The sequence below is a fragment of the Citrobacter sp. S-77 genome, assembly GCF_963864895.1.
Classification (GTDB): Bacteria; Pseudomonadota; Gammaproteobacteria; order Enterobacterales; family Enterobacteriaceae; genus Citrobacter; species Citrobacter murliniae.
Map to the genome: position 1 here is coordinate 1341081 of NZ_CAWLWU010000002.1, position 12386 is coordinate 1353466.

Annotated in this window: 10 protein-coding genes; 4 read left to right on the forward strand and 6 right to left on the reverse strand. The window is 51.7% G+C overall.

The annotated features are described in order from the left end of the window. Positions 1–46 precede the first annotated feature (46 nt). From dinG to AACS05_RS06950, 3 genes are all read left to right on the forward strand, one after another. Positions 47–2197 carry an ATP-dependent DNA helicase DinG gene (gene dinG / locus AACS05_RS06940; protein WP_045441177.1) on the forward strand — a complete coding sequence of 717 codons (2151 nt, stop codon included), beginning with the start codon at positions 47–49 and terminating at the stop codon, positions 2195–2197. A gap of 29 nt (positions 2198–2226) precedes the next feature. Further along, entirely contained in the window at positions 2227–3195 is a 969-nt protein-coding gene (gene ybiB, locus AACS05_RS06945; protein ID WP_045441178.1) for a DNA-binding protein YbiB, read from the forward strand. 163 nt (positions 3196–3358) lie between these two features. Further along, complete coding sequence (locus AACS05_RS06950) at positions 3359–4444, forward strand: malate/lactate/ureidoglycolate dehydrogenase (protein ID WP_045441179.1); 1086 nt, start codon at positions 3359–3361, stop codon at positions 4442–4444. Positions 4445–4541: 97 nt separating this feature from the next. On the opposite strand, the gene ybiJ is transcribed toward AACS05_RS06950, so the two are convergent. From ybiJ to mcbA, 5 genes are all read right to left on the reverse strand, one after another. Further along, complete coding sequence (gene ybiJ / locus AACS05_RS06955; RefSeq protein ID WP_045441180.1) at positions 4542–4802, reverse strand: DUF1471 family protein YbiJ; 261 nt, start codon at positions 4800–4802, stop codon at positions 4542–4544. Positions 4803–5103: 301 nt separating this feature from the next. Further along, positions 5104–5370 carry a DksA/TraR family C4-type zinc finger protein gene (locus AACS05_RS06960; protein ID WP_045441181.1) on the reverse strand — a complete coding sequence of 89 codons (267 nt, stop codon included), beginning with the start codon at positions 5368–5370 and terminating at the stop codon, positions 5104–5106. Between the two features lie 76 nt (positions 5371–5446). Then, a complete protein-coding gene (gene ybiX, locus AACS05_RS06965; RefSeq protein ID WP_045441182.1) occupies positions 5447–6124 on the reverse strand; it encodes a PKHD-type hydroxylase YbiX in 678 nt (225 codons plus the stop codon). Positions 6125–6167: 43 nt separating this feature from the next. Then, complete coding sequence (locus tag AACS05_RS06970) at positions 6168–8453, reverse strand: catecholate siderophore receptor Fiu (protein ID WP_045449509.1); 2286 nt, start codon at positions 8451–8453, stop codon at positions 6168–6170. A 292-nt stretch (positions 8454–8745) separates the two neighbouring features. Next, positions 8746–9006: a DUF1471 family periplasmic protein McbA gene (mcbA, locus tag AACS05_RS06975; protein ID WP_045441183.1), complete on the reverse strand. Its 261-nt coding sequence runs from the start codon at positions 9004–9006 to the stop codon at positions 8746–8748. 218 nt (positions 9007–9224) lie between these two features. On the opposite strand from mcbA, the gene rlmF reads away from it, so the two are divergent. Next, entirely contained in the window at positions 9225–10151 is a 927-nt protein-coding gene (rlmF, locus tag AACS05_RS06980; protein ID WP_045441184.1) for a 23S rRNA (adenine(1618)-N(6))-methyltransferase RlmF, read from the forward strand. Here rlmF and ybiO read toward each other — a convergent pair. Next, positions 10148–12382, reverse strand: coding sequence for a mechanosensitive channel protein (ybiO, locus tag AACS05_RS06985; RefSeq protein WP_045441185.1), 2235 nt, complete (start codon positions 12380–12382; stop codon positions 10148–10150). The two genes, rlmF and ybiO, sit on opposite strands and share 4 nt — an antisense overlap. Positions 12383–12386 lie beyond the last annotated feature (4 nt).

Sequence of the window (12386 nt, forward strand, 5' to 3'; positions counted from 1 at the left end):
AATGTGCCACAATAGTGGCTGTTTATACAGTATTTCAGGTTTTCTCATGGCATTAACTGCTGCGCTAAAAGCGCAAATTGCCGCCTGGTATAAGGCGCTTCAGGAACAGATCCCCGACTTTATTCCCCGAGCACCACAGCGGCAGATGATTGCTGATGTCGCTAAAACGCTGACTGGAGAAGAAGGGCGGCATCTGGCGATTGAAGCACCGACTGGCGTAGGGAAAACGTTATCGTACCTGATCCCCGGTATTGCCATTGCGCGTGAAGAACAAAAAACGCTGGTGGTTAGCACCGCCAACGTTGCGTTGCAGGATCAAATCTACAGTAAAGATCTGCCGCTGCTGCGAAAAATTATCCCTGATCTGCGTTTTACCGCTGCCTTTGGTCGCGGACGCTATGTCTGTCCACGAAATTTAGCTGCATTAGCCAGTACCGAACCTAATCAGCAGGATCTGCTGGCGTTCCTCGACGATGAACTGACGCCAAATAACCAGGAAGAACAAAAGCGCTGTGCCAGGCTGAAAGGCGATCTCGACAGCTACAAGTGGGACGGGCTTCGCGACCATACGGATATCGCCATTGACGACGGACTCTGGCAGCGTCTGAGCACCGATAAAGCCAGTTGTCTGAACCGTAACTGTCACTACTATCGTGAATGTCCATTTTTTGTTGCCCGCCGGGAAATTCAGGAAGCTGAAGTGGTGGTGGCGAACCACGCACTGGTGATGGCGGCTATGGAAAGCGAGGCCGTTTTACCGGAACCGAAAAACCTGTTGCTGGTTCTTGATGAAGGTCACCACTTGCCAGATGTTGCACGCGATGCGCTGGAAATGAGTGCGGAAATTACGGCACCCTGGTATCGACTCCAGTTGGATCTGTTCAGCAAATTAGTCGCTACCTGCCTGGAGCAGTTCCGTCCGAAAACCACGCCACCGCTGGCTAATCCTGAGCGGCTGAACGCCCACTGCGAAGAACTGTACGAACTGATCGCTTCATTAAACAACATTCTCAATCTGTATCTGCCCGCCACGCAGGAGGCCGAACACCGCTTTGCAATGGGCGAGTTGCCTGCGGAAGTGATGGAAATTTGTCAGCGTCTGGCGAAGTTGACGGAAATGTTGCGCGGTCTGGCGGAACTGTTCCTCAATGACTTGAGTGAAAAGACCGGCAGCCACGATATCGTGCGTCTGCATCGGGTCATTTTACAGATGAACCGGGCGCTGGGTATGTTCGAAGCGCAGAGTAAACTGTGGCGGCTGGCGTCGCTTGCGCAATCATCAGGTGCGCCGGTGACTAAATGGGTGACGCGCGATGTGCGTGACGGACAGATCCATGTCTGGTTCCACTGCGTGGGGATCCGCGTCAGCGATCAGCTTGAACGGCTGCTGTGGCGCAGCGTACCGCATATTATTGTCACTTCAGCTACCTTACGCTCGCTCAACAGTTTCTCGCGCCTGCAGGAAATGAGCGGCCTGAAAGAAAAAGCAGGAGACAGGTTTGTCGCGCTCGATTCACCGTTTAATCATGTCGAGCAAGGCAAGATCGTTATTCCTCAGATGCGCTATGAGCCATTGATTGATAATGAAGAGCAGCATATAGCGGAAATGGCGGCCTATTTTCGCGAGCAACTGGAAAGCAAAAAACATCAGGGCATGCTGGTGCTGTTTGCCAGCGGGCGCGCGATGCAGCGTTTTCTTGAGCATGTGACCGATCTGCGCCTGTTGTTGCTGGTACAGGGCGATCAACCGCGTTATCGTCTGGTGGAGCTGCACCGTAAGCGAGTGGAAAGCGGTGAACGTAGCGTGCTGGTTGGCTTACAGTCTTTCGCCGAAGGCTTAGATTTGAAAGGCGAGTTGCTGACTCAGGTGCATATCCACAAAATTGCGTTTCCACCTATCGACAGCCCGGTGGTGATTACCGAAGGCGAGTGGCTGAAAAGCCTGAATCGTTATCCCTTTGAGGTGCAGAGTTTACCTGCGGCGTCGTTCAATTTGATCCAGCAGGTCGGGCGACTCATTCGTAGCCACGGCTGCTGGGGTGAAGTGGTTATTTATGACAAGCGTTTATTGACCAAAAACTATGGTAAGCGTTTACTGAATGCGTTACCCATTTTTCCTATAGAGCAACCTGCTGTGCCAGACGTTATAGTAAAACCAAAAGAAAAAGCGAAACCCACGCGCCGTCGGCGGCGTTAACGATGTGAGCAACAGGCAAGGAGTTTTCGATGGATTACCGCAAAATCATTAAAGAGATTGGGCGAGGAAAAAATCACGCGCGTGACCTGGACCAGGATACCGCTCGCGGACTGTATACCCACATGTTGAATGGCGACGTGCCCGATCTTGAGATGGGCGGCGTATTAATTGCACTGCGTATCAAAGGGGAAGGGGAAGCGGAGATGCTCGGTTTTTATGAGGCGATGCAAAACCATACTATTCGTCTGACACCGCCTGTCGCCAAACCCATGCCAATTGTTATTCCCACCTACAACGGGGCACGTAAGCAGGCGAACCTGACCCCGCTGCTGGCCATTTTGCTGCATAAGCTGGGCTTCCCGGTGGTGGTACACGGTGTCAGTGAGGATCCGACTCGCGTACTGACGGAAACCATTTTTGAACTGCTGGGCATTGCGCCAACGCTGCATGCCGGGCAGGCACAGGCAAAACTGGATGGACATGAGCCGGTGTTTATCCCGGTGAGTGCCTTATGCCCTCCACTGGAGAAACAGCTGGCGATGCGCTGGCGGATGGGCGTACGCAACAGTGCGCATACGCTGGCGAAATTAGCCACGCCGTTTGCTGAGGACGTTGCGCTGCGCCTTTCCAGTGTTTCGCACCCGGAATATGTGTCGCGGGTGGCGAAATTCTTTGGCGATATCGGGGGGCGTGGTCTGCTGATGCATGGTACGGAAGGTGAAGTGTATGCTAACCCTCAGCGCTGCCCACAGATAAGCTTGATAGACTATTCCGGCGTTCGGGTATTGCAGGACAGGCAGAGTGATATGCCGGACGAGCCGGTGCCATTGCCAGTGGCAAAAGATCCTGAAACAACGGCTCGCTGGATTGAGCGTTGTCTTGCCGGAAGCGAGCCGATACCGGCCTCGTTGAAAATTCAGATGGCGTGCTGCCTGGTGGCAACCGGCGAAGTCGGGACGCTGGCTGAAGGGGTTACCCGCGTCGAACAATGCTTCTGATTATCTGACTCTTCCGACGGGTCGTTGCCTGACCTGTCGGCTCTTCCCCCTTCCTGTAACGTGAAATTTCTGCACGTTTATTGATCTCCTGGTCATCGTGGCGCAGCATAGTTTGTTGAAAAATAAGAAACACAACAAACACGCAACATAACAGGAGATAACAATGAACAGTGGACATCGCTTCCATGTGCCAACGTTGCACGCTTTTATTCAGGCCGTTTTCCGCCAAATGGGAAGCGTTGAGCAAGAAGCGCGACTGGTTGCCGATCATCTGATTGCCGCGAACCTGGCCGGACATGACTCTCACGGTATTGGGATGATCCCAAGCTATATCCGCTCGTTCTCTCAGGGGCATTTGCAGATCAACCGTCATGCGAAAGTGGTGAAAGATGCGGGGGCGGTGATCACGCTTGATGGCGATTGTGCATTTGGTCAGGTGGCAGCGCATGAAGCCATCACGCTGGGTATTGAAAAAGCACGCCAGTACGGTATTGCAGCTGTGGCGCTACATAACTCTCATCATATCGGGCGAATTGGCTACTGGGCGGAGCAATGTGCGGAAGCGGGTTTTGTCTCTGTTCACTTTGTGAATGTGGTGGGGATTCCGATGGTCGCACCATTCAATGGTCGTGATAGTCGTTTTGGCACCAATCCCTTCTGCGTTGTTTTTCCGCGTAAAAATGCCTTCCCGCTGCTGCTGGACTACGCTACCAGCGCCATTGCCTTCGGAAAAACGCGCGTGGCATGGCATAAAGGGGAGCCGGTTGCAGCGGGATGCCTGATCGATGCTGATGGTGTACCGACCACCGATCCGGCTGTCATGCAGGTTTCGCCGCTTGGGTCGCTACTGACTTTCGCCCAGCACAAGGGCTATGCGCTGGCAGCAATGTGCGAAATCATGGGGGGTGCACTTTCTGGTGGTAAAACAACGCACAAAGAAAGTTTACAGGATAGCGCTGACGCCATTATTAACTGCATGACGACTATCATTATTAACCCGGAATTATTTGGCGCACCGGACTGCGATAATCAGGTTTCGGCCTTTGCTGAATGGGTAAAAGCGTCGCCGCATGCTGAGGATGCGCCCATTCTGTTACCGGGTGAGTGGGAGGTGAATACCCGTCAGGAGCGACTGGCTCAGGGGATCCCGCTTGACGCCGGAAGCTGGCAGGCTATTTGCGAAGCGGCACAGCAAATAGGCATGTCGGATGCCGTGTTGCAGGAATTCCGTCAACAACTGGAACAGTAGGCAAAAAAAAGCCCGTCCAGTGACGGACGGGCAAACAAAGGGTAACAAACAGGGTCAATGAGGGTTGGAGCATTGGGTACTACAAAAATTCTGTTGGTTATTTGTAGATAACCGCGGTGCCGCTCATTTTGTCTTTGCCGACAGCGGAGGTGATGCTGTAACCACTAGCGCCTGCGGCAGCAGCTTTTTCAGCCAGTTTTGCTTCCAGGCCATCCAGCGTACTGGCACCATCAGCGGATACCACACCAATTTTATTCATGCTTTGTGCCTGGGTTGAAGTAACCGGCTCGGCAGCAAAAGCGCCAAATGACAGGGTAGAGAGGGCGATGGCGGCAACAGCATATTTGATATTTTTCATGATTAATCTCTCGCAGGTTGTTCTGTTAGTCAGTTGTTTTGTTAAGTAGACGTTGTTCTGTCGATGTGAGAAGTATCACGCTTTTTTATGTGAGAGAAAATCGAATAGAATTGACGGCATCCATCAAATAAATTGAATGACAAATAACTTATTGAATATTAATAAATTAGAAGGGGAGATTTACAGTTCTTGCCATTGCACTTTACAGAGAAAGTCTGGACGGCACATTTTGCTACACAGTGTGTGAAAAACCGTGCTCGTAAAGTAAATCGTATGCGCTGAAACTTTCGGTAAAGATAGGTCAACGTAGCTGGCTGTCTTTCGAACCTCTGCGATTATATCCTGAGAAAGCCGAATTATGTGAATCTTTGTCCTGCTGGCAGGTGATGCATAAGCGCACGCCAGGAACGGCCTCACGTCTGGCCTGAGGGATAGGATCACCACATTCCTCACACTCATAAAGACTTTCTCCCGTGGGTAATTCACCCTGGGCGCGGGCAACAGCATCTTCAATAGTATTGCTGATCTGTTCGTTTACCGCGTCGTCATTTGCCCATCCGGATGCCATATATGCCTCCCCATAGTCGGTATACAAATAAGTATAGCGAATGCTATGGGTGAAAAACGACCATCAGGGAGACGCATCAGATTTCGGACCATTCACGCAGCAGGTTATGGTAGAGATTGAGCAAGGAAAGGATCTCTGTGTTTTCTCCATGGCGTGACTTCAGGGACTGGATGTTTTTATCCAGTTCAAAGAGCATTGCGCGTTTTTTATCATCACGGATCATAGACTGGATCCACATAAATGAAGCGACGCGAATGCCGCGAGTGACCGGCGTTACACAATGCAGGCTGCTGGAGGGGTAGAGAACCAGATCGCCTGCCGGGAGCTTCACCGCGTGTTGACCGTAGGTGTCATTCACCAGCAGTTCTCCACCTTCGTAACTGTCGGGATCGCTTAAGAATAAGGTGGCAGACAGATCTGTACGCATCCAGCCGTTTTCCGGGTGACTGCGTACCGCACCATCGACGTGAAAACCGTAAGTTTCGTTGTTCTGATAGCGATTGAACAGCGGAGTTGAAAGTGTTTTTGGCAGTGCAGCGGCAAAGAAAAGCGCGTTGTTGTTAACGGCGTTCTGCACTGCTTGTTGCAATGCTGCATAGCGTTCGTCGCGTGTATCAACCTGTTGGTTATTCTTAACCTGCGCCCCCTGAGCGCCCGTGGTTACGCGGCCATCAACCCACCCTGTGGTGCTCAGTTGTTCGCGAAACCAGGTTACATCCTGCGCCGACAGGATGCCGGGAATGTGGTACATCATTAGTGTCTCTCCTGAGAGTGGGGCTTGCGCCCCACGTAATGGATCAGAAATGCATGTTGGCGGTGAGCAGGAAGGTTCTTGGTTCACCTGGATGGTAACGGTATCCGCTCTTGTTGATTGAGGATACGTAATCGGTATCGAACAGGTTGTAGACGTTCAACTGGAAGTCGAGATTGCGGTTCACTCGGTAACCCAGCTTGACGTCGGCTACCCAGTACCCTTCGGTATAGGATGGTGTACCCACCGCACCGTCAGAGCCGCGATGCATGCTGCCAACGTAGCGTGCGCCTGCGCCTACGGAAACATCATCAGTGGCCTGATACTGGCTCCACAGCGTGAACGCATGTTCCGGAGTATACGGCAGCGAGGATGAGCCATCCTGGGCAACATCTTTACCGTTGTGCACCGTAGCACGCTGCTGGGTATAACCCCCAATCACCTGCCATGCAGGAGTGATATTACCTGCGACAGAGAGTTCGTACCCTTCAACACGTTTCTCTCCGTACTGGGACCAGGTCCCGTCGTCATTCTGTTCAACTTCGTTCTCAATATCCGTGCGGAAAATCGCTGCGGTTAACAGCAGACGTTTATCCAGTACTTCCCACTTGGTGCCGATCTCGCTGGTTTTCGCTTTTTGCGGTTTGAAGTCGGTACGGTTTGCGCTGTTACCTGTTCCGCTCTGGGCAAGGGCGAAGTTGCTGCCGCCCGGCGGTTGCTGAGAAACGGCGTAGTTAATGTAAACGTTGCCGTTATCGGTCAGATGATAAAGCGCACCGGCTTTCCAGTTCACCAGATTATCTGACTTTGCGGTATCAATGGTGGTGACTGGTGACCCTTTAGCTACCCCTGCCGGGCACGCAACTGCGCCACGACCAGAAGCGCCGCATGCAGTCGCGCTGTCATACTCGGTACGATAATTATCCAGTCGGATACCGCCGTTCAGTTCGATATCACGGGTAATTTGCAGGGTGTCGAAGGCGTAAATGCCGAAGGTGTCAGTCTGACCGTTGGCGTTTGCGCCATTGCGGGACAATCCGCCCAGGTTCACGTTGCTGTTGGGATGGTAAATATTAACCGGTGGAGGCGTGAGTGGAACCAGGCCGTAGTTGGTCTGTGTTTCGCGCGTCAACTCTACGCCAGTGCTGATGTCATGCCCGACAGAGCCGGTATAAAATTTTGAGGTCAGGTTAGTCTGGTTAGTCAGGATCTTATTGCTGACATCTTTGGTATTCGACAGGCGTGACCAGGTCCATGTATCGACGCTGCTGGTCGGTTGCGTAATGTTTGACGCACCACCCATTACCGCAGTCATCAGGTAATCCTGTTTAATACGTGACCAGCGCGTGGTGTTACGAATGGTTGTGCTGTCGTTCAGATCATGCTCAAACCGCATAGTCGCGGTGTCGGTCGTCGAGTCGTCGTAATCTGAGTCGGTACCGTAGAAATTATTTGTATCCACTTTCCCTGAATGGTTCAGGGCGGAAGTCCCTGCAGAAGGCGCAGAGTAGCCCGGCAGACCAATTGTGGGAATGCCTCCGTCTGGTGTGTTGTGCTGGGTAACATGCAGATAGTTCAGGTAAAGTCGATTTTCGGTGCCTAGCCCAAAGGCGATAGATGGGGCAACGCCATAGCGCTCGTTTTTAATGTTATCGCGTCCGGCATCGTGCGTTTTTTCGCCCATCAGATTTAAACGTGCCGCAGTGGTGTCACCGATGACCTGGTTGATGTCAAGCGTACCCCGACGAAACCAGGCGCTGCCTACACTGGCAGACGCATCAATTCCAGAGTCGGTGCGCGGCTGTTTGCTGATCATATTGATAGAGCCGGTTGGCGCGCTGCGACCATAATCGGTACCGGAAGGGCCCTTAATCACTTCAACTTGTTCGGTGTTAAAAGTATCGCGTGTGACGCTACCGATATCACGAACACCGTCAATATAAATGCTGTTTGACGTATCAGCTCCGCGCATATAAACAGTGTCACCGGTGGTGGAGTTTCCGTTTTCACCGGCGAAAAATGCGCCCACACCCGGTACGTTTTTCAGCGCATCGGTCAGATTTGTTGCCCCTTGATCCTTGATAACCTGCTCAGAAATTACCGTCATGGTGCGTGTGGTATCCGCAATCGGACGAGAAAATTTCGGATCGGCAGACTGCGTAGGGGCATACAGCGATGGCTTAGCTGCTTCTACAACCAGCGTATCTTCCTGTTTCTTATCTTGATCACCCGCGGCGACAGCCTGAGCTACCGGAGTCAGGCTAATGCACAACCCGGCAAAAAAGGTGAGGGAGTGAAAACTACTGGACGGCAAATTGCGATTTTTATCCATATTAATGAGTAACTTATTATTTTTTGAGTAGAAGGTTTCACTCATGCGAAGGGACATTTCTGTGGATGTTGTGCCCTGCAGGTCTCGCCGGAATGAAAGATGTAATTGATAATGATTTTGATTAGCATTGCTAATCAGTGCAGCTTTTTAGCATTCATTAATTCAAAAATAAATACATTTATTTACATTGGATTCAAAATTCCAACATGATGGTCACATTTTGTGCGGGTAGTGGTGAGAACATCAAAAAGAAAACTGCATTCAGGGCGAATGCAGTTGAGCTGAGGGTGAGTTACTTATAGATAGTTGCTGTACCATACATCTGGTTTTTGCCGCCAGCAGAATTAACCACAAAGCCTTTTGCGCCTTGCTCCTTCGCTTTTTCCGCTAACTTATCTTCAAGATCGCTCAGGTTGGACGCCCCTGTAGCGGATACTGTGCCGGAAGCCTGTAGTGGACCGGTGGCAGGACTGGTGATGGGCTGTGCAGCAAAAGAAGCAAATGTCATGCCGGTGAGTACGGTAGCGGCAAGTAATGTGAGGCATTTTTTCATGATGATATCCTCTGAGAAACAACAGGTAGTACCTGATAAGTTTAGGACGTCATCACATGACAATTAACGCAAAAAATTGATGTTGAACTGCGCATTTTTTGAACAACTCATTTTGTGTTAATCAGCGCTATACCCAATTAATTCGAGATTCCCTGTTGTGTGTGTTTACCACTTAGCGTTATGCGGGTATCTTACGCCGCTGTTAAAAGGAGAAAGCTATGCCCCCCCAGAAACCGGGATTACACCCACGAAACCGCCACAATGGCCGTTATGATCTTGCGACTTTATGCCAGGTTACGCCCGAACTGACGCAATATCTCACCCTTACACCGGGTGGTGAGCAGAGCGTTGATTTCGCGAATCCCCAGGCTGTGAAGGCGCTGAACAAAGCATTGCTGGCACATTATTATGCGGTGGCAAACTGGGATATTCCGCAAGGTTTCCTGTGTCCGCCAGTGCCGGGGCGCGCGGATTACATTCATCATCTGGCCGATCTACTGGGGGAAACGACGGGAACTATTCCTGCCAATGCGAGCGTGCTGGATGTCGGGGTGGGGGCAAACTGTATTTATCCGCTTATCGGCGTGCATGAATATGGCTGGCGATTTACCGGTAGTGAGACCAGTGACGAAGCGTTTAGTAGCGCACAGGCGATCATCAACGCTAACCCTGGGTTAACTCGAGCTATCCGTTTGCGTCGTCAGAAAGATGCGTCGGCTATCTTCACCGGTATTATTCATAAAAATGAACAGTACGAAGCCACGCTTTGCAATCCGCCATTTCACGATTCTGCAGCCTCCGCCCGTGCAGGAAGCGAGCGCAAACGCCGCAACCTGGGGCAGGACAAAGATGATGCGCTGAACTTTGGCGGACAGCAGCAGGAGCTGTGGTGTGAAGGCGGTGAAGTGGCATTCATCAAGAAAATGATCGCTGAAAGCCAGACCTTTGGTCGGCAGGTCATGTGGTTCACAACGCTGGTATCGCGCGGTGAAAATTTGCCACCGCTGTATCATGCGTTAACGGACGCAGGTGCGGTGAAAGTGGTTAAAAAAGAGATGGCCCAGGGGCAAAAGCAGAGTCGCTTTATTGCCTGGACCTTTATGGATAACGATCAGCGCCGACGTTTTATGACGCGTAAACGCTAAATCGTAGGCTCAGTTGGCGGCAGTTGCCCACCGGACTGCGTTGAGCTATTTCCCGGTGCAGGCAGTACCTGATAGGTCTGCACCGGCGCGCGAACATTGGCCAGATCAAAATATTTTTTCACCTGACTGTCGAGCGCGAAACGCACGGTCCATTGCTTCAGCGGTAGTGTGGTAAAGGAGACCCGTAGCGTAAACGCCGTATTCGTTAAGCCGACAATTCCGGCGAACGACGGCTCACCGATGATGAGTCCCCGGATATCCTCCATGCCCATCACAGCGGCGACTGCATCTTTTAGCGCCTGATTGGCTTTATCAGCATCCTCATGCCGGTCAACGTCGTAATTGGCGACTACTGACCCAATCCCCCGCACGAAGTTGGCGAAGGTCGTTATCGAAGACCAGGGGATGATATGGTACGCCCCGGTGTCCTGCCGCACGCCTACCGAGCGAATAGACATGCGCTCAACCGTACCGGTTAACGGACCGATGGTAACTAAATCACCGGTGTTCATACCGTTTTCGAACTGGATAAAAATCCCGGTAATAATGTCTTTCACCAGCGTCTGTGAGCCGAAAGAAATCGCCAGACCCAGTGCACCTGCGCCCGCCAGTAACGGAGCGATATTGACGCCAATTTCTGACAGTACGATCATAATGGTGATAGTGCTGATAATCACCGCCAGCGCGTTGCGAAACAGTGTGAGCAGAGTTCGGGTTCGTGCGCTGGGTAACGGGCGGCCATGAATATCCGATGCCAGTCGGTTTTCAATCAGGCTGGCGAGGATCGTCCAGCCGATGGCGGAGAAAAATAATATCAGCGCGATGCGGATCAGGATATCAACCGTTTTTTCGCCCGCGCCGTAATGCAGCCAGTTCCAGAAATCGAACAGACCCCAGGCATTAAGTAGCAGCATTACCGCAACGCAGACGGTCAGGATCCGCGCAACGCTTAATGCCGTCGACAACCAGCCATTGAGTCGTTTTTGTAGTTCCGGATAGCTGCGCTGGGTGTGTGGCGATAGCGTAATCGTTTTGGCTATCCAGCGGGAGAACATACCGGATACAAACGCCGCAATACCGATAATCACCAGGCTGCGTAGCGTCGCGCCCATCATAAATTTCAGGCTGTTGCCTGGATCAAACAGTGAAAAGAAAAACAGCACAATAAAATAAGCACTGGCCAGCCAGTGCCAGACAAGCGCAAAGGCGCGGATAAACAGGCTAAAAAAAGCCAGCGAGCGCTCCGCCAGATTCTGCAAATGCTGTGTTATCTCTTTCTTGTTCCTGAAAATCAGATACAGCGCCCACAGCGTGATACATAACATGATGATAACGTTAGCCATGGCGCCGACCTGCACATTGACCTGATTAGAAATGATGGGAACCGCCACGATAAGTCCATAGCCAATCAGACTGCTTAATGAACTCAGACGCCGATTCCAGTAGCGTGCGCCCGCATCCTGAATGTTGAAGGGGCGTAGTTCTGCCACTGTCGGGCAAAATATCAGGCGCAGAATAGCCTTGAAAAACTCAATCAGCGCGAAAGCATTGAGAAACAAGCTTTGCTGGAAAGCGATGGTACGGCTACCGGCGTTCATTCTGTCACTCAGTATCTGTCCGATAAACAGCGTGAGCGCCAGCAGTAGTAAATCAATGATAAACGCGCCGATGATCATTGCGGGAAGTTGTAGCCAATTGCTGCGTTCGCGGTTTTTCCGCCGCGCCCATTGCCCCATTTTTCGATATAACGGCAACGCACACAGGCGTATCAGCCAGTAAAATCCGAATACCGAAACAGCCAGCATTAAAAAATGGGTCAGGGCATTGGTGAACGTTTGCGAATTAAAGGTTTTATGCGGCGCATCAGTGATGTTGCGATAAAGCTGAGCAAAGCGGCCGGAGAGAGCTTCACCGTAATGACGGCTGATATCAGTAACGTTTTCCAGAACCGTTTTTTCTTCAGTCAGTGTGGGTGGGACGATAGTTGGTACGGGATCGGGAGGAGGAGTTGCCGCGACTTTTCGCAACTGGCCAATCAACTCCTGACGGGAAGCTTCATTCTCCAGAACGTCTGCCAGCGCACCGTAGGCGGCTTTCTTTTGTTCAACGTCAGGTTCAGGCGCTGGTTCTGTTTGTGGGCTGGTGGACGCTGTTGACGTCACACCGGGTATTGTCACCGCCTGAGCCGGGACGCTCAGCAGACAAAAGAAGATGAACAGGATCCACCGCATGACT

Bases quoted from the DNA above. Each gene is read 5' to 3' on its own strand.
- dinG (WP_045441177.1), top strand. From the start codon at position 47: ATGGCATTAACTGCTGCGCTAAAAGCGCAAATTGCCGCCTGGTATAAG.
- ybiB (WP_045441178.1), top strand. From the start codon at position 2,227: ATGGATTACCGCAAAATCATTAAAGAGATTGGGCGAGGAAAAAATCAC.
- AACS05_RS06950 (WP_045441179.1), top strand. From the start codon at position 3,359: ATGAACAGTGGACATCGCTTCCATGTGCCAACGTTGCACGCTTTTATT.
- ybiJ (WP_045441180.1), bottom strand. From the start codon at position 4,802: ATGAAAAATATCAAATATGCTGTTGCCGCCATCGCCCTCTCTACCCTG.
- AACS05_RS06960 (WP_045441181.1), bottom strand. From the start codon at position 5,370: ATGGCATCCGGATGGGCAAATGACGACGCGGTAAACGAACAGATCAGC.
- ybiX (WP_045441182.1), bottom strand. From the start codon at position 6,124: ATGATGTACCACATTCCCGGCATCCTGTCGGCGCAGGATGTAACCTGG.
- AACS05_RS06970 (WP_045449509.1), bottom strand. From the start codon at position 8,453: ATGGATAAAAATCGCAATTTGCCGTCCAGTAGTTTTCACTCCCTCACC.
- mcbA (WP_045441183.1), bottom strand. From the start codon at position 9,006: ATGAAAAAATGCCTCACATTACTTGCCGCTACCGTACTCACCGGCATG.
- rlmF (WP_045441184.1), top strand. From the start codon at position 9,225: ATGCCCCCCCAGAAACCGGGATTACACCCACGAAACCGCCACAATGGC.
- ybiO (WP_045441185.1), bottom strand. From the start codon at position 12,382: ATGCGGTGGATCCTGTTCATCTTCTTTTGTCTGCTGAGCGTCCCGGCT.